Origin of the sequence: Corynebacterium sp. HMSC061H03 (assembly GCF_001838215.1) — a bacterium.
GTDB lineage: Bacteria > Actinomycetota > Actinomycetes > Mycobacteriales > Mycobacteriaceae > Corynebacterium > Corynebacterium jeikeium_D.
Genome location: NZ_KV836061.1, coordinates 127,697 through 148,969 on the forward strand (window position 1 = coordinate 127,697; position 21,273 = coordinate 148,969).

A 21,273-nucleotide genomic window follows, 5' to 3' on the forward strand; every position below is an offset into this window, starting at 1 on the left:
TCGATAGTCTAATCGTTGAAATCAAATCATTTCACGGAGGTAAATGTGCGAGTATCCGCAATGACGCGGCGCGTGACGGCAACCGTTGCCCTGACGGTCAGCCTGGCGTTGGGGTCAAGCGCCTTGGTCGCGTGTGGAAATTCCGACAGCGCTGTTTCCACGAAGAAGGTGGACGCTGAATCGACGGTGCTTAGCGACGACATCGCAGCGTCGGAAAGTCTGATCGACAGTTCGGAAGCGGTTGTCGTTTCCTCGGCTGGCTCTGCTGAGCAGCGTAGGGCGGCAGGCATCGCGGTTGCTGCTGGTCTGCCGATGCTAGTGGCTGGTTCTGCCGAAGATGCGGAAGATGACACTACTGCCAAGAGCCCGAAGAAGGATGCTCGTGGCCGTGATACTGGCGCCGATATCGCCGATGTGGAAAAAGAGATTGACCGCCTGGGCGCAAAGACAGTCCTTACTGTGGGGGCAGTTGACCTGACTGGCGAAGAGGGCCGTCAGATCATTGCCGATCCGGGTACGACCGATGGCCTTAAGGAGCTCGTCGGTACCGAGTTTAAGGTTCTCAAGGAGACGGAGTCGAAGCCGACTCGCGCTGTCGTTGAGATGGATCCGGAGAAGCCAACTGTCGTCGAGGGCGATGCAACGAAGGATGGGGCAGCCAACCAGGAGGCTCAGGATCGCGCCAGCGATGGGCAGGACGACAAGGGACAGGAGAGCGTCACCCTGCCGAAGGGATCTCCGAAGGAGGTCAAGGACAAATTGGCACTGGCCGCACCGGGTACCGGTTTGGCCTCCATTGCTACGGCCCGTGCCGCTGGCCTGAAGGTCAGTTGGTTGCCGGTGGGCGACGCGCGTGCTACCTCTGAGTCGATTTCCGCTGCTCGCGACGGCGAGTCCCTGATTGCTCTGGGTAAGGTTTTCGGCGATAAGGACAAGTTTGATCAGTCCATCGAGCTTGCCAAAGATGACAAGGTCAAGGAGCTGCCAGGTGGAGGCACACTGCTGTTCCCCGGTCGTCATCTGATTGCAACGTATGGTCACCCAGGTGTCGCTCCATTGGGCGTGATGGGCGAGGATGATCCGGAGGATGCCGTCGCACGTGCGAAGGACTACGTCAAGCAGTACGAGAAGTTCGCTGATGACCCGGTACTGCCGGCCTTCGAGATTATCGCTTCGGTCGCGCAGGCTGACCCGGGGCCACGCGGTGACTACTCCGAGCCGGCTCCGGTTGAGACTCTGAAGCCGTACGTCGAGGCAATGACCAAGGCCGGCGGCTACGTCATCATCGACCTGCAGCCGGGTAGTGCGGACTTCCTGGACCAGGCCAAGTTCTACGAAGAACTGCTGAAGATGCCAAACGTCGGTCTGGCGCTGGACCCGGAGTGGAAGATGGAACCGGGGCAGGTTCCGGCGACCCAGGTTGGTCACGTTAAGGCTGAAGAAGTCAACCGCGTTGCTGATTGGCTGGCTGAGCTGACTCGTAAGAACAACCTTCCGCAGAAGATGCTGATGCTGCACCAGTTCCAGCTACAGATGATTCGCGACCGCGAGACGCTGGATCTGTCGCACCCGGAGCTCGCATTTGTTCTGCATGCCGACGGCCATGGCACCGCGCAGGAGAAGTTTGAGACCTGGAACGTCATGCTGCAGGATTTGCAGCCGGAGATTTTCGAGGCGTGGAAGAACTTCATCGACGAGGATCAGCCGATGTTTACTCCTGAGGAGACCATGAACATCGAGCCGCGTCCGTGGTTGGTTACGTACCAGTAGGTTATAGACCAGCAGAAATAAAAATATAACGCGAAATATTTGCCGACTTGAATGTCGGGGGCAACGGCGCTTACTCCCTAAACAAAGGGTAGTAAGCGCCGTTTTGCTTAGGTAAGTCCCCCCGTGTCTCACCCCCAGAGTTTATGATGAGACGTAATGCGCGTGCACGCTTTAGTAGTTTTCTTAAGTGACACCGCACATACTGCATAAACTTTTCGAGACAAACCAGGAGATGCTTGTGAGCCAGAACGCTCGCCCCGTTGTCCTCATCGCCGACAAGCTGGCACAGTCCACTGTGGACGCATTGGGGGATTCCGTTGAGGTCCGTTGGGTAGATGGCCCGAACCGCGCTGAGCTCCTGGCTGCGGTTGGTGATGCTGACGCACTTCTCGTCCGCTCCGCTACCACCGTGGATCAGGAAGTCCTCGAGGCTGCTCCGAATCTGAAGATTGTCGGTCGCGCCGGCGTTGGCCTGGATAACGTCGACATCGATACCGCTACCAAGCGCGGCGTCATGGTTGTCAACGCTCCGACCTCTAATATTCACTCTGCATGTGAGCACGCAATCGCATTGCTGCTGGCCACCGCTCGCCAGCTGCCGGCTGCGGACGCGTCCCTGCGTGAAGGGGAGTGGAAGCGCTCTTCCTTCAAGGGCGTCGAAATCTTCGGCAAGACCGTCGGTATCGTCGGTTTCGGTCACATCGGCCAGCTGTTTGCGCAGCGTCTCGCTGCTTTCGAGACCAACATCATTGCGTACGATCCGTACGCGAACCCGGCCCGTGCTGCTCAGCTCGGTGTTGAGCTGGTTGAGCTGGAAGACCTGATGGCTCGCGCTGATTTCGTGACCATCCACCTGCCGAAGACCAAGGAAACCGCTGGCATGTTCGATGCTGAGCTCCTGGGCAAGGCCAAGAAGGGCCAGATCATCATCAACGCTGCCCGCGGCGGTCTCGTCGACGAGCAGGCGCTTGCCGACGCAATCAAGGCTGGCAACATCCGCGGTGCTGGCTTCGACGTGTACGCGACTGAGCCGTGCACGGATTCCCCGCTGTTTGGTCTGCCGGAAACTGTTTGTGCTCCGCACCTGGGTGCCTCCACCGTTGAGGCTCAGGACCGTGCTGGTACCGATGTCGCTAAGTCCGTACTGCTGGCACTGGCTGGCGAGTTCGTCCCGGATGCCGTCAACGTTTCCGGTGGCGCTGTCGGCGAAGAGGTGGCCCTGTGGCTCGAGCTGGCTCGTGAGCTGGGGCTGGTTGCTGGCGGTCTGCTCGAGGGTGCTCCGGCCGCTGTTGAGGTCACCGCTCGCGGTGAGCTGCACACTGAGGACGTTAACGTTCTGGGTATGGCAGCAATCCGTGGACTGTTCTCCCTCATGGTGGAAGAGCCGGTCACTTTCGTCAACGCTCCGCGTATCGCAGAAGAGCGTGGTGTGACCTTCACTGTCGAGACCGAGCCGGAGTCCGTCTCCCACCGCTCCGTTCTCGAGGTCAAGGTCATCGGTGCTGATGGCTCCACCGCTACCGTCGTTGGTGCTCTCACTGGCCTGAACCGCGTCGAGAAGATTGTTCGCATCAATGGCCGCGGCATCGACATGCGTGCTCAGGGCCGTAACCTCTTCCTGCTGTACAAGGACGTTCCGGGCGCTCTGGGTCGCGTTGCTACCACCCTGGGTGAGTCCGGCATCAACATCGAGGCCGCTGCTCTGTCTCCGCAGGAAGCAGATCAGACTGCCATCCTGGTGCTGCGCGTTTCCAAGGAGGTTCCGGAGGAGCTCGTCGGAAAGATTACCGAGGAGATCTCCGCTACCCACGCTCTGCAGCTTGAGCTGGACTAGTTCTGAGCGCCTAGACGTTTTAGAGCTAGTCTCTAGCGCAGCTTCTACTGCATGAAAAAATCCCCTCCGCATGGAGGGGATTTTTGTTTCCCAGCATAATCTATGCAGCCGTAGCCCTACTGCCTAGCCCTTCATCGAGCCCTTCTCAATCATGTTGACGTGGAAGTCGAAGGCAGTACGCAGGTCGTGCGGGGTAGACATGCCCGGAGCGGTCTTCAGCGCGCGCTCGTAGTACTCCTCCAACAGTGGCTGGTACTCCGGGTGTGCAACGGAAATCATCTTCGCCACGCGGTCACGCGGTGCCAGGCCACGCAGGTCAGCGAATCCACGCTCGGTGATGATGACCATGGCGTCGTGCTCGGTGTGGTCAATGTGCGAAGCGAACGGAACAATAGTCGAAATCGCACCGTCCTTCGCCAGCGACGGCGAGATGAACGAGGAAACGAAGGCGTTACGGGTGAAGTCACCGGAACCACCGATGCCGTTCATCATGCGGCTGCCGTTGATGTGGGTGGAGTTGACGTTGCCGTAGATATCGGCCTCAATCATGCCGTTGGTGGCGATCAGGCCGACGCGACGGACAACCTCCGGGTGGTTAGAAATCTGCTGCGGGCGCAGAATGATGTTCTCGCGGTAGCGAGCAGCCTCGTTGTTCATGCGCTCGGCCGCTTCCGGAGACAGGGAGAAGGAGGTAGCCGAAGCGACGGTCATCTTACCTGCGTCAATCAGGTCGATCATGCCGTCCTGAATAACCTCGGTGTAGGCCTTGATGTTCTCAAACTTGGAGTCCAACAGACCCGCCATCACGGCGTTCGGAACGTTACCGACGCCCGACTGCATGATGTACTGGTCGTAAGCCAGGCGACCCGCGCGAACTTCGCCCTCGAGGAAGTCGAGGAAGTGTCCGGCAATGGCCTTCGAGGTCTCATCCAACGGCTTGAACGGGGAGTTGCGGTCCGGCGCGTTGGTCTCGACAACTGCGACAACCTTGTCCAGGTTGATGTCGATGTAAGGGGTACCAATGCGGTCACCCGGGGCGTTGATCGGCACCGGCGTGCGGTTAGGCAGGTGCTGAATGCGGTAGATGTCGTGCATGCCCTCGAGTTCCTCGGACTGCCACGAGTTGACCTCAATGATGATCTTGTCAGCGTTGTCCATCCACTCGACGTTGTTGCCAACGCTTGACGACGGAACGAGGTGTCCATCTTCCGTAATACGAGTGACCTCTACAATTGCGGCGTCAATCGGCAGGAAGCCCTGCTCGATGTACAGCGCGGAGTGGGAGAGATGGATGTCCTGGTACTTCGCCTTGCCGGAGTTGATGGACTTACGCAGTGCCGGATCGCCCTGGTACGGCATGCGGTAGCGGATGATGTCAGCTTCTGCCATCACGCCGTCACAGTCCGGGGCAGTGGAAGCGCCGGTGTAGATGTCGACAGCGAACTCTTCACCCTTGGCGTGGAGTTCCTTGCCACGGTTTGCCAGCGCAGTCGGCAGAGCCTTCGGGTAGCCAGCACCGGTGAAGCCAGAGATGCCGAGGGCATCACCATGATTGATAAACTGTGCAGCCTCGTCGGCGGTCATTACCTTGCCGCGCAAACCGGCATGTGCGATGCGATCAGACATGTCATCTCCTAGATAGACTGTTCGACTTTAGTTTTGTCGCCTAACCTAGCATGCGCTAACAGTGTGTTGCCACACCCGCAGGTTGAGAAGTGATTTATGACACTCTGATCGCTTCAGCGGGTCGTTTATCGGCGCTCTTCCAGGGGCTTTGTTACAGCAATTCCCGCACTTCTTCGTCGGTCAGCATCGCGTCCTCGAACGCTTGCAGTGTGGCCTCTGGGTTAAATTTCACACCGATGAGTACGACCTCATTGGATGGTGGGACATCGGTCTGCGCCCACATGACGGCAGGGGTGATTTTCAGGTTCGGCCCCGCCTGACTCCACACGTGGGCGACTTCGAGGCGGTCGGAAATCCAGCAGTGCCCCTTGGATCGTACGAGCCCCTTTGTGCCGCGGAGAGCCTTAATCAGTCGTTCGCGGTCGAAGGGTCGGTTGCCTCGGAAAACAACCGAAGAAATGCCGTATTCTTCAGTCTCCGGGGTGTGGGGATTCGCAAGTTCTTCTGCATATCCGTGGAAAGTGGCCGCGGTACCTTCGTCGTAAAGCGATGCGTCGAGAATGGCAGAGGTGGCGATTTCGCCGTTAGTCACGCGGACGATGCGTGCGCGGGGGTTCATTGCGCGGATCGTTTCCTCGGTACCGCCGGTGAGCTTTTCGCCTGCGAGGTCGGATTTGGTGATGAGGATGAGATCGGCGAATTCCACCTGGTCGACAAGGAGGTCGGCGACCGTGCGTTCGTCGTCAGGCAGTGCGCGTCCCTGGCGGAGACTGTCGAGGAATGTAGAGGCGTCGACGAGCGTGACCATCGTGTCGATGGGGGCGATGTCGGCGAGGCGACGGCCGTCGTCGAATTCCCACTCGAAGGTAGCGGCGACTGGCATGGGCTCGGAGATGCCGGTGGATTCGATGACGATGTGCTCGAACTTGCCGCTGCGCGCGAGCTTGCCGACGTTTTCAACGAGGTCATCTCGCAGCGTGCAGCAGATGCAGCCGTTGGACATTTCGATGAAACGGTCCTCGCCGCGCTCGAGATATGTGCCCTGCTCGATGAGGGCGGCGTCGACGTTGACTTCCGAGAAGTCGTTGACGATGACCGCGATTTTGCGCCCCTGTGAGTTTGCCAGGAGGTTGTTCAGGAGGGTGGTCTTGCCGGCGCCCAGGAATCCGGACAGGACGGTGACGGGAGTGGTCTGGGTGGTGTTATCAGAAAATTCGGTAGAAGTCACCCGACAAGATTAGCGTACTGAAAATGATTATCAATAACTAGTGCATGAATTGGGCTATGTGAGGGGTTGTAAATGTGTCGCATGGCTGATTGTCGACCAGTTGTGACGTAGGGCATAAAACGGTGTTGTAGTCGGCTTTAGTGACGTATGGAATGTGCCTAAAATGGGGGCGCTTTCGGGCATCTGAATGAAAGGCGCTAACCGCTTCGTTGATAGGGTTGGGGGTGTGCTTTGGTGTTCGAAGTGCTACCCCCGATAGTCGCGTTGGGGGATATAGAAAGGTGAATTCATGTCAGATCGTATTGCCCATGCTGGTCTCAAATCCAAGGTGATGACCGCGCAGGAGGCGGCGCAGTTCATCAACCATGGAGACATGGTGGGCTTTGCCGGATTTACCGGTGCTGGCTACCCGAAGGTTGTCCCGCCGGCTCTCGCTGAGCGTATGGAGGCCGCTCACGAGCGTGGCGACGAGTTCAAGATTAAGGTCTTGACCGGAGCGTCTACCGCTCCGGAACTTGATGGTGCGCTGGCGAAGGCCAATGGTGTTGAGTGGCGTATGCCGTACCAGTCCGACCCGGGAATGCGTAACCGTATCAATGCAGGCGATGCCTTTTATAGTGATATTCACCTGTCGCACTCTGGCCCGATGACTGAGCAGGGCTTCTTTGGCCCGGTCAATGTTGCTGTGGTCGAAGCTGTTCGCATTAAGGCCGATGGATCCCTGATTCTTTCCTCTTCGGTTGGTAACAGCATTTCTTACTTGAATGCTGCAGAGAAGATCATTATTGAGGTCAACTCCTGGCAGTCCGAGGATCTCGAGGGTATGCACGACATCTACAGTGTTGGGCTGCCTCCGAACCGTAAGGAGATTCCGATTGTGAACCCGGGGGACCGCATCGGCACTCCGGATGTTCAGATCGATGTCGATAAGGTTGTCGCTGTCGTCGAGACGAACGCCGAGGACCGTAACTCGCCGTTCAAGCCGCTGGACGATGACTCTAAGGCCATTGCCGGCTACCTGCTCGACTTCCTCGATGGGGAGGTCAAGGCCGGTCGTCTGCCGGAGAACCTGCTGCCGATGCAGTCGGGTGTCGGTAACATTCCGAACGCTGTGCTCGCAGGCCTGCTCGACTCCAAGTATGAGAACCTGACCTCCTTCACTGAGGTTATCCAGGACGGCATGGTCGACCTGATGGATGCTGGCAAGCTGACCGTGGCTTCCGGTACCGCATTCTCGCTGTCTCCTGAATATGCAGCTCGTATGAACGAGAATGCCGCTGACTACCGCGAGAAAATCGTTCTACGTCCGCAGGACATCTCCAATAACCCGGGTCTGGTCCGCCGCATGGGGCTGATTACCACCAACGGTATGATTGAGGCTGACATCTACGGCAACGTCAACTCCACCCACGTAGCTGGTTCGCGCATGATGAACGGCATTGGTGGTTCCGGTGACTTCACCCGTAACGCCTATATCTCCACCTTCGTGTCGCCGTCGCTGGCGAAGAATGGCGATATTTCCGCAATCGTGCCGATGGTCTCTCACGTTGACCACACTGAGCATGACGTGATGGTCATCATCACTGAGCAGGGTCTGGCTGACCTCCGTGGGCTGGCGCCGCGTCAGCGTTCCCGCGTTGTCATTGAGAAGTGTGCGCACCCGATGTACAAGGAGGCGCTGCTCGAATACGTTGAGCGTGCTGAGAAGGCGACCCCGTACCTGCACACTCCACATGACCTGGGTACTTCTTACGACTTCCACCGTCGTTTCCTCGAAAACGGTTCCATGAAGCCGGTCGACTAGGTTTCTAGTGCGGTTCCCGCTTTACGACGAGGTTTGCGTCGTAGGGCGGGATTTTCTTTCGGTCCCAGTTCGAAATAGTGTTCGAATAATGTGGAGATTTTTGGGGTGCGCAGCGGTTTGAATCCGGGGTGGGGGATATGGTGTGGGCGAATTGATAAAGAACTGTTCGTTAGGGGACCTCGTTAGGGAGGGGACAGTGCAATGTCAGAGTTGGAATCGTGTGGGGAATTTCGGTTCAGCCATGAGGTGAGGGCTCATTCGCTCGCTGAAGTGATGCGCGAGATTAATCGTCTGCAGATGGTTATCGCTCAGCGGGTCGCACCACCAGATGATGGCGATGTCGAAGCTCATTTGGCTTATTGGTCGGTGGTGCTTGGAATCTCACGCGCCGAAGTGAACAAATATATGGAAATTGGTTACATGCTTGGACGTATGCCGCACCTAGCGGAAATGTGTCAGGAGCGCGGGCATTTGTCAATGAGGCATTTGGCAATGCTTGGTAAACATACCCGGCCTGTAGCCGATGACAAGGTTGACGCAGTGGAGTCGGGTCTCGTGGACGTCGTTAAGCCTAGGCGCGACGGGGAGGCGCTCCGTGGCGTGCGTGCGATGGCAACGCGGGTGCAGCGAGTGATTGGTGAGTGTGCTCTGGAAGTGCGGCCACGTGATGTGGATGTCGCTGGGTTGCAGGCTGATAGGGTCCTGGCCCGGAATGTGGAGGCAACCGTAGATGCTGCAATTGATGCGGCGGCATACCAGGTCGAGGTGGATGGAGAGTCGGCGGATAATCCCGTGGAGTCGGAGGAGGTACGGGAGGTTCAAGCTGCGGCTCTCGACTACTTTGGCGATCGTATGACGGCTAAGGAGTTTATCGCAGTTGATGAACATGGTGACGCTGGAGTTACGACACTGACTACTGTCCTCGAGCGGCATCATGCAGTGGAAGCCCTTGCAATTATCGACGCAGTGGCTAAGAAGATGAAAGTGAGTCGCGCGGCAGCTTTCATGCATGCGTTACGCGGTACTTGTGAGGTGGAGGTGAATCTGGAACTCTTCCGAGTGCTCTCTCCCGGGGAGGATGGCGAACCGGAAAACACTCCAGTGTGGCTCGCTGGGGCTGGTTGGCTTTCTTCGCTGGTGGCCGAGTCTTGGCTGAAGCGGGTATCGGCATTGCGGGTGCTGGGGGATAGTGCGGTTGAGGGGTATCGGCCCTCCGAGTCTCAGCGTGCATTCGTGCGCGCCCGTGATGGTGTGTGTAGTTTTCCTGGTTGCGATGTCCCTGCGGAAAAGTGCGATATCGACCATATTGTGGAATTTGATCACAGCCTTTCCGGTGGTGAGCGGCAAAAGGAAGGGGTCACGCACACAGATAATCTCCATTGTCTCTGTCGAAGGCACCACAACCTCAAAACTGCCGGTATGTGGCGAGTTGTTCGAGGTGATGATGGGATCGAAGCTTGGACGTTCCTCTCTTGTGATGAAGGGCCGTTTGCGCAGTCGGAAAAAGAGCACACCGGGCATGGTCGGTATACCTTTGCCTCGCAGACAGAAAAGAAGACTGCTGCGCTATCTGAACACAATGAAAAGCGTCGCAAATTGCATGACAGTCTCCGCGGCCTAGTGGATAAGGTGCGGCGGGATATGGAAAAGGAGAGAGCAGTAGGCGGGGTGGATTGTGAAAACGATGGAGATGGTAAAAATCGCGCAGACAGTGACGGGGAGTGAGCGCTAGGTTCTGCTACACTCATTTGTGTCCATATAGTGAGAAGGGTATCTCAAAAATGACTGAGGCAGGAAAGCTGAAGATCGCCGTCATCCCGGGTGATGGCATCGGCACGGAAGTTACGGCAGAGGCGCTGAAGGTGCTCAAGGCCGCCATCGGCGAGTTCGACACTACCGAGTACGACCTCGGCTCGCGTCGCTACTTGCGCAATGGCGAACTGCTTACCGACGCTGACCTTGACTCCCTGCGTGAGCACGACGCTATTCTGCTCGGTGCTATCGGTGACCCGGCGAACGTTCCTCCGGGTGTTCTCGAGCGCGGCCTGCTGTTGAAGATGCGCTTCGCGCTGGATCACCATGTCAACCTGCGTCCGTCCAAGCTCTTCCCGGGTGTCGAGTCACCGCTGAAGAACCCGGGCGAAATTGATTTCGTGGTCGTCCGCGAGGGAACCGAAGGTGCCTACACCGGTAACGGCGGTGCGATTCGCGTCGGCACGCCACACGAGGTTGCCAACGAGACCTCCGTCAATACCCGCTTCGGTGCTGAGCGCGTTGTTCGCTACGCCTTCGAGCTGGCTATGACCCGTCGTAAGAAGCTGACCCTTGTCCACAAGACCAATGTGTTGGTGCACGGTGGCGGTATGTGGCAGCGCACGGTCGGTGAGGTCGCTAAGGAATACCCAGAGGTAGATGTCGATTACTCGCACATCGACGCTGCGACGATCTACCTCGTCACTAATCCTTCGCGTTTCGACGTCATCGTCACCGACAACCTCTTTGGCGACATCATTACTGATGAGGCTGGTGCAGTGTCGGGCGGTATCGGCCTGGCGGCGTCCGGTAACATTGACGCCTCCAATACCAACCCGTCCATGTTCGAGCCCGTTCACGGCTCCGCGCCAGACATTGCTGGCAAGGGGATCGCGGACCCGACGGCAGCCATTCTGTCGGGTGCCATGATGCTGCGCCACCTGGGTCGTGAGGAAGACGCCCAGCGCATCGAGGCTGCTGTGGAAGCTGACATGGCTACTCGCGGTAGTGGCCCGATCAAGACCGCTGAGGTTGGCGACCGCATTGCTGCTGCTTTGAAGTAGCGCAGTAAAAAATAGGGGGGGGGAGAGGGCTAGGCAATCACAGTTTTGCCATCGACGGTAGTGATGTGAGTCTTACCGTCGGCGGTGTGCTCGATGAAGTCCGACGCATGTCCGACCTGGCGAAGTACATCGATGATGGTGTCAAGGGGGTATGGGGATGAGCTTCCTGCGCCGTTATCGGAATCATCCCCTCCCAGTCCTGCCACTAGCGCATCCCTCGTAATCTCCGCATGTCCCAGGTGCTGAGCCGCCTCGTGGAAGACATGCACAATCACGCCTTCGATGCTGCCGCACCACCAACGGTCCTTATCGGTAGGAATAACAGCAGGAGCACCAGCGCGGTCCACGCCTTGCAACTCCACCAGCGCCGATTCAATGGCCGCGCGGTCACGGTGGTAAATCTCCAGCCCTTCCGAAACACTGCAATGAGCAGAAAACTCCCCATCGCGATCACGGACATAATCACGCCCAAGGCAGACGCGCTCGAGCCAGTACCTCGCGGATCCAGTCACATGTCGTAGCAGCACGGCCAGGGAGTTAATGGCTGGGATGGGGAGGGTTGCATTGAAGGTGTCGTCGTCAAGCGTGGCGACGAGTGCCGCGAGCTTGTCCATCCTGCCGAGGATGTGGGCGTCGAGCGGCCATTCGGAATTTGTTGAAGCGCTGTGTGTGGAATTGGTCATAAGGTCGAGTATTCCCGCAAATCAGTCCTATTGGGAGCAAAAATAGGGGATAATTGACCCCATGACCGTCGAGCTTGCGGAAATCGCAGACTTCCTCAGCCATACTCGCCCCTTTTCGGACCTCAACGATGAAGAGCGCGCGACTATCCCACCGCTTTTGACCATGCGCTATGCCCGTCGTGGAACGGAGATTATCCGGGCGGGTGCGGATAACAACAGCTGTTTCATTATTCGCTCCGGCATGGTGGATCTCTTTGACCCAGCTGGCACGCTGTTGGACAGGCGAGATGTGGGAGATCATTTCGGCTATTCGACGCTGCTGAGCAGTGACCCCTCGCTGTACACGATGACGGCAGTGGAGGACTGCGTATTCCTGGTGATCTCCAAGGAGGTCTTTGACCAGCTCAATGACCAGTTCGTAGAGGTCCGGCGCTATTACGGCGGTGAAAACGCGCGCATTCGCGCAGTGGCATCGAAGCTGCGGAGTACTGCGGCATCGGAGTCGTTGCGCACACGGGTTGCGGACCTGATGGAAACATCGCTGGTGACCTGCAGTGCTGATGCGACAGTACAAGAGGCGGCGCAGATTATGACGGAGCGGAATGTCTCCAGTCTGCTCGTGATGGAGTCTGCAGGCGCCAACCAGAGCTCGCTCGTCGGCATCATCACTGACCGTGACCTCCGTCGTCGAGTGCTGGCAGAAGCCAAGCCGGCGGAGAGTCTCGTAAGCGAAGTGATGACCGGGAACCCGGAAACTATCAGTCCCGACCTGCTGGTCTTCGAGGCCATGCTGCTGATGGCCGAGCGCGGTTACCATCATCTGCCGGTGCACGATGGGACGCGGGTGGTCGGCATGATTGTCATTGGCGACCTCCTGCGCAGTCTGCACACCGATCCCGTGTACGCGACGGCGACGCTGGCGCGAAAGAGCGATATCTCCGAGATTGCGGAGATTGCTCAGAACGCACGGCGGATTGTGGGCCGGTTTATTGACCGAGGTGATTCGGGGGAGGAGGTCGCCAAGCTGCTGACCGCCGTGGCCGATGCTGTCACCCGACGCCTGGTGGCGCTTGCGGAGGAAAAGCTTGGGCCGCCACCGGTTAGCTATGCCTTTGCAGTACTGGGCTCGCATGGGCGCGGAGAGATGGGGCTCGCGTCCGATCAGGACAATGCGCTGGTCCTCGCCGACGATTACGACGCCGACGCTCATGCTGACTATTTCGCCGCGCTTAGCGACGAGATTTGCACCAACCTCGACCGAGTCGGTTATCCGCTCTGTCCAGGGGACATGATGGCCAGCAATCCTGCGTGGCGGATGACCAAGTCGCAGTGGCTGCGCACTTTCCACGGGTGGATTACGGCACCGGAGGCGGAGGCCCTGTTACATGCACAGACCTTCTTCGACATGCGAGCGGTAGCGGGCGATGTGCAACTGGTGGAGGGCCTTCGTGCGGCCTACCTGCCGCTGGCCCAGGGGTCGCAGCGCCTGCACGCGCACTTGGCCAAGCTCTCGGCCTGGCGGGAGCCGCCGCTCGGCTTCTTCCGTGGCCTGGTGCTGGAGAAGGGCGGCGAGCACGCAGAGACCCTGGACATCAAGAAGGGGGGAACTGCTGCTGTGGTGCAGATGGCGCGCCTATTTACTGTGGCGGCCGGGCTGCCGCAGCTGTCCACACGTGAACGCTTGGCGGCGAGTGCGGGTGCCGGAAGCGTGAGCCGTCAGGGTGCGCAGGATCTGGCGGATGCGTTCGAGTTCCTGTGCACGGTGCAGCTTCATCACCAGCAGGCCCAGTTCAACGCTGGCGAGCAGCCGAATAACCACATCTACCCGAAGCGTCTCTCCAGCCTGGAACGCGAGCACCTGCGCGATGCGTTTGGTGTTATCCGCAAGTTGCAGCAGAGTCTCGGGGCGAAATATCCCATCCGGGCGATGTCGTGAGCGCGCAATGTTGAAGTTTTTCAAACCCCGCAAGAAACTCCTGGACACCCCTATCCGCGACAATGCTTGGCTCGCGGTCGATGTGGAAACCACCGGTCTGGATCCTTCCAAGGATCAGCTGCTTTCCATCGGTTGGGTTGCCGTCGAAGGCCGCGACATCGTGCTGGAAGAGTCGGGTCACCTTCTCATTCGCCCAGAGCGCGAGGAGGTGAGCGTCGGCGAGTCGGCGACGGTGCATGGGCTTACCGACGACATGGTCGCAACCGGGGTAGAGGCAGAGGTGGCCGTCGGCAAGCTGTTAGAAGCTCTACGGGGACGGAAGTTGCTGGCGCACTACGCGCGGATGGAAGTTGGTTTCCTAGATCCGTTGTGCCGGAAGTACTTCGATGCGCGTTTTGATGTGCCGGTGGCGGACACTATGACACGTGAGTACGACGCGATTCTGCGGGCCAACCGTGAGCCGGTCCGTGATGAGCTGCGGTTGTGGTCACTGTGCGACAAGTACGGCATTCCCCGTTTTAAGGCCCATCACGCGTTCAACGATGCGTTGGCCTGTGCGCTGGTGTGGCTTGCGCAGCAATCCCGCGGAGTTTAGAGCGCAGAGTATAGAGAGTGGGGGTCGTTGCATAATTATCGCAATGTGACGTGTACCCTATTTTTATGCGTATTGCTCGAATCGCCCACCCAGAGGGCATGTGCTTCGCGCTCGTTGAGGGCGAAGGCAATGAAGTTACTTTGCACGAGATCGAAGGGCACCCTTTCGGTCAGCTGAATAAGACTGGCCGTTCCTGGCCGCTTGCCGACGTACGTCTGCTCGCCCCAATGCTGCCGTCAAAGGTCATCGCTATTGGTCGTAACTACGCTGACCACGTCGCCGAGGTGTTCAAGAAGTCGGCAGAATCGCTGCCGCCGACGATGTTCATTAAGCCGCCGACGGCCGTCATTGGCCCGGAAGCGCCGATTCGCATTCCGGATTTCGCCACCAACGTTGAGTTCGAGGGCGAGCTGGCGCTGGTTATTGGTAAGCCGTGCAAGAACGTCAAGAAGGAAAACGCTCAAGATGTGATCTTCGGATACACCATCGTCAATGATGTTTCTTCCCGTGACCTGCAGTTTGCCGATGGTCAGTGGGCGCGCGCAAAGGGCATCGATACTTTCTGTCCGCTTGGTCCGTGGATCCAGACGGAGCTGGACTACAACGAGCTGCCAATCAAGGCGCATCTGACTCACGAGGGTGTTACCGAGACCAAGCAGGATTCCAACTCCAACCAGATGATTATGTCCATCCCGGAGATTATCGAGTTCATCACTGCCTCGATTACGCTGCTGCCGGGTGATGTCATCTGCACCGGCTCCCCGGCCGGTACCGCTGCGATGTTCCCGGGTGACCGCATCGAGATTGAGATCCCGGGTATCGGCAAGCTGGCCAACCCTGTGGAGCGGGCTTAAGCTGCCAGGGCTTAAGCTGCTAGGGCCTATGCGCCCTGGCTTAAGCGCCCTTAACTCCAAAAGCGCGGAGTACAGTGCCCATCTTGGCGCTGGTCTCCGTGACTTCTTCTTCTGGGTCGGAGTGCGACACAATGCCGCCTCCGGCCCATAGTCGTGCCACGGACCCCTCAGTGTCGATTTCGGCACAGCGAATGGAGACCACGAACTCACCGTCGCCATTCTCATCGCACCAGCCGACAGCGCCCGAGTAGAAGCCGCGGTTGGTCTCTACGGCCTGAATAACGCCGAAGGCGGATTCCGTCGGCGTGCCACAAATGGCTGGTGTCGGGTGCACCACCAGCGCCAAATCCAGCGCGGACAGCGACGGATCCTTCAACCGACCGCGGATATGCGTGGCCAAGTGCCACATCTCGGCGGTGCTCATCAGCTCGGGGCTGTCCGGAACATCCAGCGAACTGCACAGTGGCGCCAAGTTGTCGGCGATGTCGTCGACGACGAAGGCATGCTCGTCCAGGTTCTTGCGCGAGTCCGCTAAACGACGGGCCGACGCCCGGTCCACCTCTTCATTCCGGGACCTCGGCAGCGACCCGGCCAAGGGAAACGCCTCAACGATGTCGCCCGTACGGCGGACCAGCATCTCCGGGGAGGAACCGATGAGCAACTTGCCCTCATAATCGGAACCGGCGGGGGAGAGATCCACGACAAAGCCATCGCGGTTGGGGGATCCGTCGATAAGCCGCGATGCGAGTAGGAGTGGGTCAATCGGGGGATCGATTTCGAGTTCCACGGCGCGCGCGAGCACGACCTTTTCCAGCGCCGAGTACTCGATTGTGCGGATGGCTGCGGCGATGCGCTCAGCGTGCTCGTCGAGCGGGGGATCGTAAGCGACGATGTTGGCGTGGGGCTTCGGTGCGTTCCAACGGTAGTGCGCGGGTGGCTCCAGCGGCTGCGAGGAGCGGATGACTTCCCGGGGAACGGTCAGGGCGGCGGGCTTGTCCAAGTCGAAGGGCAATGCGCCGACCACCATCTTGTGAATGCCCGAGTGCAGTCCCTCGGCCGCGAGCCAGGGGTCGGAAAGCTGCTCTTCAATACCTTGCGTGCGGATGGAGCCGTGTGCCCGGGAGAGCAAAAAGTCCGGAGCGGTGGTCGGGCGGGACGTATCCCAGCGCGTCGAACGCTTCGGAGTCGCTGCAGGGTCGTTCGACGGGTGAGAATTCTCCTGCTTCTCTTCTTCGTTTCCGCCGCCCAGAGAGGGGTGGTTTTCCATGGACATAGCCCTAACCCGCCTCCTCAATCTAAACCCAGTTGTGCTCCAGTTTAAGGGGCAGGCTAACCCCTACCCAAAAAGGGCATACCCGCAGCGGTAATCGTCAGCTGATCAATGACTGCACTCGCCGGCAGATTCGCGGCGTAGAGGAAGGTCTCCGCAGCCTGCGTGGCATCGAACATTGGCTCGCTGCCTGTGAACGTCCCCAACAGGTCAGTCTGCGCATTGCCAATGTCAATGCGCGTTGCCGTAATGCCATACTCGCGTCCGTCCAGGGCAAGCACATGGGTCATTCCGGCAAGCGCGCTTTTCGACGTCGCGTACGCCGCCGTATGGGCTCTCGGTACCTGCGCCGCGATAGAACAGTTGACCAGGATTCGGCCGCCTGCTTGGTCCGCCTTCCCATCACGCCCCGCTTTCATCCGCGCGAACGCCTCGCGTGCGCATAGGTACGAGCCGACCACATTCGTATCGATGACCGCCCGGAAGTCCTCAATGTCGGTCTCTCCGAACTCTGCGGGCGTGCCGGGCAGCCCCGCATTGAGCACCGCAACATCAATGGTTCCCGTAGCTACCTGCGCGTCCTCAAACATCGCACGGACCTGCTCGGGGTCGGTGATGTCACACCTGGAGAAGGTGATGTTGTCCGCTTCGGCGGCAACGGCCTCGAGCGCGTCGATACGCCTGCCGCAGATATGCACGTGCCAGCCATCGGAGGCGAAAGCCAGAGCAATTTCGCGACCAATGCCCGCGCCGCCACCAGTTACTACTACCGTTTTGGTCATGAGCACTATTATTAACTGTTCTACGGTCTACGCACACATGTCCCCGCACGACGCCGTCAACGCCGCGCGTGACGACGGCTACGCGGCCGTGGAATTCTGGTGGCCTTTTGACCTCGCAGTGCCCGCACCCGATGAGGTTTCCGCTTTTTGTGACCTCTTTGACGACAGCCTCGGTCTTTATGCCATGAATCTGTGGGGAGGGGACATGGCAGCGGGGCAGCGAGGAGTGCTCGATACGGATGGGCTGCCCGCGGGGCATCTGGAGGCAGTGAGCCAGATTGCGCGGGCCACTGGGCTGAAATGCTCGAACGTGCTGCTGGGGCGCTCGGGGGAGCTAACGAACTTGCAGGTGCAAAGACTGACTGAGATTACTGCCCAGCTGGAGCTCAGCGGGGTTCGCGCATTGATTGAGCCACTGTCCGGGATGAGCGATTATCCCATTACAGATCCCTGGCAAGCCGACGAGCTAGCGCAACAGACTGGTGCTGGTGTGCTCGCGGACTTTTACCATTTTGCAGCTAATGGCGTCGACGTGGATGCTTGGCTCGCTGATGTGGAGACCGGAAGAGTGAGCCTGCCGGCGCACGTCCAGATTGCCGATTTCCCAGGCCGCGGCGCGCCGGGCACCGGTGAGGCACCACTGCGCAGCTGGGTTGAGCGGCTGCGCGCCGCCGGATACGCCGGCGAAGTGGCCGGGGAGTGGGCTCTGTAACCCTATGCAAACCCTATGCATGCCTGCAGGTGGGAGGGCGGGTATCGTGGGAAAGCATGTCAGATGTTCGCGTACGCTTTTGCCCGTCGCCAACCGGTACCCCGCACGTTGGCCTCATCCGCACTGCCCTGTTCAACTGGGCATATGCCCGTCACACTGGTGGCAAGCTGGTCTTCCGCATCGAAGATACCGATGCCGCTCGCGACTCCGAAGAGTCCTATCAGGCAATCATCGAGGCCCTGAATTGGCTCGGTATTGACTGGGACGAGGGCATCGATGTCGGCGGTCCGCACGGCCCGTACCGCCAGTCGCAGCGCAAGGACATCTACGCCGATGTATTGCAGCGCCTCATCGACGCCGGTGAAGCCTACGAGGCCTTTTCCACCGCTGAAGAGGTTGAGGAGCGCCACAAGGCCGCCGGCCGTGACCCGAAGCTGGGCTACGACAACTATGACCGCAACCTCACCGAGGAGCAGAAGGAAGCCTTCCGTGCAGAGGGGCGCAAGCCGGTGATTCGCCTGCGCATGCCGGACGAGGACATTGTCTTCGACGACCTCGTGCGCGGTCGTATCGAGTTCAAGGCCGGCCTGGTTCCGGACTTCGTCATTGCTCGCTCCAACGGTGAACCGCTCTACACCCTGGTTAACCCGGTCGATGACGCCCTGATGGAGATCACTCACGTCCTGCGTGGTGAGGACCTGCTGCCATCGACCCCGCGCCAGATCGCTCTCTACGAGTCGCTGAAGCGCATCGGTGTCGCCAAGTTCACCCCGGAGTTCGGTCACCTGCCGTTCGTTATGGGCGAGGGTAATAAGAAGCTGTCCAAGCGTGACCCGCAGTCCAATCTCTTCATCCACCGCGATAACGGTTTCATCCGCGAGGGTCTGCTGAACTACCTGGCACTGCTGGGGTGGTCTATGGACGGCGACCAGGACATCTTCACGATGGACGAGATGGTCAAGGCCTTCGATATCCACGATGTGCTGTCCAACCCGGCTCGCTTCGATCAGAAGAAGGCCGACGCTATCAACGCGGACCACATCCGCATGCTCGATCCGAACGACTTCGAGCAGCGTCTGCGCACGTACCTGGAAAGCCACTTTGACTTCCCGGCCGACTACCCGGCGGATAAGTTCGCTTTCCTGGCAACGCTGCTGCAGACCCGTGTGAAGACGCTTTCCGACGCCTGGGACCTCTCGAAGTTCCTAGTTGTGGAAGAGGACGAGTTCACCTTCGATGAGCGCTCGGCACGCCGTAACTTCAAGGAAGACGCCGTCGCTGTCCTGGAGGCCACCATTGCAGCTGTGGAGCCGCTCAGCGAAGAGGACTTCGTCACCGAGAAGCTTGAAGCTGCACTTCAGAAGGCCCTCATCGAGGACCTGGAGCTGAAGCCACGCAAGGCTTTTGGCCCGGTGCGCGTGGCCGTGACTGGCGCTCAGGTATCGCCGCCGCTGTTCGAGTCCATGGAGCTGCTTGGTCGCAGCCGCAGCCTGGGCCGACTGCGCAAGGCGCTCGAGGTCACTCCTGTTACTGCTGCTCAGTAAAGAGCGCGAGCTGGGCTGAGCGAAGCAGGTTCGTGTAAGAGCCCGCTTCCTTGCCCACCTTCTGCGGGTCGCGGTTCAGCATATTCATGGAGGTTTCGCGGTAATCCTTGACCAGCGACCCCATGTGGTTGTTGAAGAACTCGTGCCAGTCGGTTCCCCAGTGGACCGTGCCGTCCTCGTTTTGCTTGAGCAGTGCGGCAAAGGCGTACACGAGCGGGTAGATGAACCCGTCTGGAATCGCGTAGCCGATGGGCTGGCGGTAGAACTTCGAGTACTTCTGTGGAGTCTTGCCAGTCCGCGGATTCTTCTTATTGGCCTTGTCAACAGCATCGATGCCGCCGAATTTACCGCCGCTTTTGTTGTAGAGATCGGGTAGCTCTGCGTTGATGCGCTCGAAAATATCGATGAAGTCACGCGTGAGGTTCAATGCGCTGCGGACCTTCTCGTTGTAGAGAACGACCTCTTCGGTGCGCTCATTGATGCTTTCAGTGCTGGGCTTAGTGACCTCCGGTGAGCTCATGACATCCTCGAAGCGGTCAAGCAGCTTGGCCTTGCCGGAGTAGAGGCTGGTGGGGGTCGGTGCTTCAATCTGCTTCCCGTCGGCATCCTTCGGCAGGTCAATACAAGACAGCGGAATCCACGCCATAGCGATGACATCGCCCACCTTTAGTCGACCAGTATCGTTGGTGCGCCACTGCACGTTGTCGCTAATTCCCTGAGGCAGAGCATGCTTCAGATCGTCAAAGTAGCCTGCGCGATTGAGCTTTGCTTCCGCCTTGAGCTCCGCATTGTTGTTGCGGGCGGCACAGATATCGAGCAGAGCATCGGAGAAGTCCTGCACAGTGTCCTCGTCCCGAGCACCGGGCACGAGTACCTCTACCGGAACACGGGCATCGAGCTCGGTGAGGCTTTCGTCGGCAAGCAATTCCTCAATTTCTCCCGTACGCGCCGACCAGACCTCCTTCATTTCGGACCACGTCTTGATTTTGCGGCTAGGTGGTGGAGTGAGCTTGCCCAGAACGAACAGTGCGATAGCCAGCGAGTTGTGACCGCCGTCGAGGATGCCTTCGATGCGACGGTTGCTGAAGGTGAAGCGGTAGAGATTGTCGTCACTGGTGAACTGAGTGGAGGCCAGGAGCACACCCTTGGACTTGTAGGCGAAGAGCTCCGGCGTGGTGTCGATGGTTTCCATGATGGCATCGGTGATGCGGCCGGTGCGGGGACACGCGTGGGTTGGCGTCGAGGTTGAGGGCCGAGATGATTTTCGCGAACTGACGGATAGTGACAGTGCCGATGACGCGACCGATGGTGCCGTTCATTTGCTCCGTGATGTCGGAGAACTCCAGCTCGAGCGTGATGGGGGCGGATGTTGCCGTCGTTGTTGGGGAAGTCATGGTGCCTGCCTTTCAGGTCTGGTTTTTTGGTGTGTGTCGGCTGTTTGCCAGCCGCTTCACCACGAAGTGTCTCCTGAAGGGCGGATCAGCTTTGAGCTGCGATCGAATGGGCTTTCGATCTGGGACTGCGTTAGTTATATGCATTGCATTAGTTATGCATTAGCTATGCGCACTGCTGAGGTGGCTTTGTTGGGGGCGTGAATTTAAACGAGCCTTTGACCAGGTGATTTGCTCTTGTTAGCGCGAATTGGCTATATTATTCCTCGTTGCGTTCAGCAGCGATGGCCTATGGTGTAATTGGCAACACTACGGTTTCTGGTACCGTCATTCTAGGTTCGAGTCCTGGTAGGCCAGCAGTGAAGAAGTTCAATGTTGAATGTATTCACTAACTGCAAAGTTCTAAGCCCCGTTCGTCTAGCGGCCTA

Annotated in this window: 17 protein-coding genes and 1 tRNA gene; 11 read left to right on the forward strand and 7 right to left on the reverse strand. The window is 58.8% G+C overall.

Annotated features, from left to right (window positions below):
- The first annotated feature begins 45 nt into the window (after window positions 1–45).
- Window positions 46–1,770: a hypothetical protein gene (locus HMPREF2787_RS04180; RefSeq protein ID WP_049190122.1), complete on the forward strand. Its 1,725-nt coding sequence runs from the start codon at window positions 46–48 to the stop codon at window positions 1,768–1,770.
- Window positions 1,771–2,008: 238 nt separating this feature from the next.
- Window positions 2,009–3,604 (forward strand): phosphoglycerate dehydrogenase, encoded by a 1,596-nt coding sequence (gene serA, locus HMPREF2787_RS04185; protein ID WP_016422498.1) that lies wholly within the window; start codon window positions 2,009–2,011, stop codon window positions 3,602–3,604.
- Window positions 3,605–3,727: 123 nt separating this feature from the next.
- Here the strand turns inward: serA and HMPREF2787_RS04190 are convergent, their stop codons facing one another.
- Both HMPREF2787_RS04190 and HMPREF2787_RS04195 read right to left on the reverse strand, forming a co-directional pair.
- Window positions 3,728–5,230 (reverse strand): acetyl-CoA hydrolase/transferase family protein, encoded by a 1,503-nt coding sequence (locus HMPREF2787_RS04190; RefSeq protein ID WP_048735346.1) that lies wholly within the window; start codon window positions 5,228–5,230, stop codon window positions 3,728–3,730.
- Between the two features lie 151 nt (window positions 5,231–5,381).
- On the reverse strand, window positions 5,382–6,458 hold the full coding sequence (locus tag HMPREF2787_RS04195; protein ID WP_070858477.1) for a GTP-binding protein: 1,077 nt from the start codon (window positions 6,456–6,458) through the stop codon (window positions 5,382–5,384).
- 289 nt (window positions 6,459–6,747) lie between these two features.
- On the opposite strand from HMPREF2787_RS04195, the gene HMPREF2787_RS04200 reads away from it, so the two are divergent.
- The 3 genes from HMPREF2787_RS04200 to HMPREF2787_RS04210 all read left to right on the forward strand — a co-directional run bounded on the left by HMPREF2787_RS04200 (window position 6,748) and on the right by HMPREF2787_RS04210 (window position 11,078).
- Window positions 6,748–8,262 (forward strand): acetyl-CoA hydrolase/transferase family protein, encoded by a 1,515-nt coding sequence (locus tag HMPREF2787_RS04200; protein WP_069358808.1) that lies wholly within the window; start codon window positions 6,748–6,750, stop codon window positions 8,260–8,262.
- A 201-nt stretch (window positions 8,263–8,463) separates the two neighbouring features.
- Entirely contained in the window at window positions 8,464–9,987 is a 1,524-nt protein-coding gene (locus HMPREF2787_RS04205) for an HNH endonuclease signature motif containing protein (RefSeq protein ID WP_070858478.1), read from the forward strand.
- A 74-nt stretch (window positions 9,988–10,061) separates the two neighbouring features.
- A complete protein-coding gene (locus HMPREF2787_RS04210; protein ID WP_141763268.1) occupies window positions 10,062–11,078 on the forward strand; it encodes a 3-isopropylmalate dehydrogenase in 1,017 nt (338 codons plus the stop codon).
- Window positions 11,079–11,107: 29 nt separating this feature from the next.
- Here HMPREF2787_RS04210 and HMPREF2787_RS04215 read toward each other — a convergent pair whose 3' ends face one another.
- Entirely contained in the window at window positions 11,108–11,761 is a 654-nt protein-coding gene (locus tag HMPREF2787_RS04215) for a mycothiol transferase (protein WP_070858480.1), read from the reverse strand.
- 61 nt (window positions 11,762–11,822) lie between these two features.
- Here HMPREF2787_RS04215 and HMPREF2787_RS04220 point away from each other — a divergent pair, with 61 nt between their 5' ends.
- The 3 genes from HMPREF2787_RS04220 (at window position 11,823) to HMPREF2787_RS04230 (ending at window position 15,146) form a co-directional block, all read left to right on the forward strand.
- Complete coding sequence (locus tag HMPREF2787_RS04220; RefSeq protein WP_070858481.1) at window positions 11,823–13,697, forward strand: DUF294 nucleotidyltransferase-like domain-containing protein; 1,875 nt, start codon at window positions 11,823–11,825, stop codon at window positions 13,695–13,697.
- A gap of 7 nt (window positions 13,698–13,704) precedes the next feature.
- Window positions 13,705–14,292 carry a 3'-5' exonuclease gene (locus HMPREF2787_RS04225; protein WP_070858482.1) on the forward strand — a complete coding sequence of 196 codons (588 nt, stop codon included), beginning with the start codon at window positions 13,705–13,707 and terminating at the stop codon, window positions 14,290–14,292.
- A gap of 65 nt (window positions 14,293–14,357) precedes the next feature.
- Window positions 14,358–15,146, forward strand: a complete 789-nt coding sequence (locus HMPREF2787_RS04230; RefSeq protein WP_070858492.1) for a fumarylacetoacetate hydrolase family protein — start codon at window positions 14,358–14,360, stop codon at window positions 15,144–15,146.
- Window positions 15,147–15,186: 40 nt separating this feature from the next.
- Here HMPREF2787_RS04230 and HMPREF2787_RS04235 read toward each other — a convergent pair whose 3' ends face one another.
- Both HMPREF2787_RS04235 and HMPREF2787_RS04240 read right to left on the reverse strand, forming a co-directional pair.
- Window positions 15,187–16,419, reverse strand: coding sequence for an isochorismate synthase (locus HMPREF2787_RS04235; protein ID WP_016422507.1), 1,233 nt, complete (start codon window positions 16,417–16,419; stop codon window positions 15,187–15,189).
- A gap of 56 nt (window positions 16,420–16,475) precedes the next feature.
- Complete coding sequence (locus tag HMPREF2787_RS04240; protein ID WP_049190148.1) at window positions 16,476–17,198, reverse strand: SDR family oxidoreductase; 723 nt, start codon at window positions 17,196–17,198, stop codon at window positions 16,476–16,478.
- Between HMPREF2787_RS04240 and HMPREF2787_RS04245 the strand changes: the two genes are divergently transcribed.
- A complete protein-coding gene (locus HMPREF2787_RS04245; protein WP_241482426.1) occupies window positions 17,197–17,910 on the forward strand; it encodes a TIM barrel protein in 714 nt (237 codons plus the stop codon). The genes HMPREF2787_RS04240 and HMPREF2787_RS04245 overlap by 2 nt on opposite strands.
- Window positions 17,911–17,966: 56 nt before the next feature.
- Window positions 17,967–19,454: a glutamate--tRNA ligase gene (gene gltX / locus HMPREF2787_RS04250; RefSeq protein WP_070595744.1), complete on the forward strand. Its 1,488-nt coding sequence runs from the start codon at window positions 17,967–17,969 to the stop codon at window positions 19,452–19,454.
- Here the strand turns inward: gltX and HMPREF2787_RS04255 are convergent.
- Window positions 19,438–20,646, reverse strand: a complete 1,209-nt coding sequence (locus HMPREF2787_RS04255) for a hypothetical protein (protein WP_070858483.1) — start codon at window positions 20,644–20,646, stop codon at window positions 19,438–19,440. The two genes, gltX and HMPREF2787_RS04255, sit on opposite strands and share 17 nt — an antisense overlap.
- A complete protein-coding gene (locus HMPREF2787_RS11135) occupies window positions 20,564–20,848 on the reverse strand; it encodes a hypothetical protein (RefSeq protein ID WP_168163230.1) in 285 nt (94 codons plus the stop codon). The genes HMPREF2787_RS04255 and HMPREF2787_RS11135 overlap by 83 nt, the downstream gene beginning before the upstream one ends.
- Window positions 20,849–21,130: 282 nt before the next feature.
- On the opposite strand from HMPREF2787_RS11135, the gene HMPREF2787_RS04260 reads away from it, so the two are divergent.
- Window positions 21,131–21,202 (forward strand) — tRNA-Gln (locus HMPREF2787_RS04260).
- Window positions 21,203–21,273: the final 71 nt, after the last annotated feature.

Bases quoted from the DNA above. Each gene is read 5' to 3' on its own strand.
- HMPREF2787_RS04190 (WP_048735346.1), bottom strand. From the start codon at position 5,230: ATGTCTGATCGCATCGCACATGCCGGTTTGCGCGGCAAGGTAATGACC.
- HMPREF2787_RS04200 (WP_069358808.1), top strand. From the start codon at position 6,748: ATGTCAGATCGTATTGCCCATGCTGGTCTCAAATCCAAGGTGATGACC.
- HMPREF2787_RS04205 (WP_070858478.1), top strand. From the start codon at position 8,464: ATGTCAGAGTTGGAATCGTGTGGGGAATTTCGGTTCAGCCATGAGGTG.
- HMPREF2787_RS04215 (WP_070858480.1), bottom strand. From the start codon at position 11,761: ATGACCAATTCCACACACAGCGCTTCAACAAATTCCGAATGGCCGCTC.
- HMPREF2787_RS04220 (WP_070858481.1), top strand. From the start codon at position 11,823: ATGACCGTCGAGCTTGCGGAAATCGCAGACTTCCTCAGCCATACTCGC.
- HMPREF2787_RS04225 (WP_070858482.1), top strand. From the start codon at position 13,705: ATGTTGAAGTTTTTCAAACCCCGCAAGAAACTCCTGGACACCCCTATC.
- HMPREF2787_RS04230 (WP_070858492.1), top strand. From the start codon at position 14,358: ATGCGTATTGCTCGAATCGCCCACCCAGAGGGCATGTGCTTCGCGCTC.
- HMPREF2787_RS04235 (WP_016422507.1), bottom strand. From the start codon at position 16,419: ATGTCCATGGAAAACCACCCCTCTCTGGGCGGCGGAAACGAAGAAGAG.
- HMPREF2787_RS04245 (WP_241482426.1), top strand. From the start codon at position 17,197: ATGAGCACTATTATTAACTGTTCTACGGTCTACGCACACATGTCCCCG.
- HMPREF2787_RS04240 (WP_049190148.1), bottom strand. From the start codon at position 17,198: ATGACCAAAACGGTAGTAGTAACTGGTGGCGGCGCGGGCATTGGTCGC.
- gltX (WP_070595744.1), top strand. From the start codon at position 17,967: ATGTCAGATGTTCGCGTACGCTTTTGCCCGTCGCCAACCGGTACCCCG.
- HMPREF2787_RS04255 (WP_070858483.1), bottom strand. From the start codon at position 20,646: ATGGAAACCATCGACACCACGCCGGAGCTCTTCGCCTACAAGTCCAAG.
- HMPREF2787_RS11135 (WP_168163230.1), bottom strand. From the start codon at position 20,848: ATGACTTCCCCAACAACGACGGCAACATCCGCCCCCATCACGCTCGAG.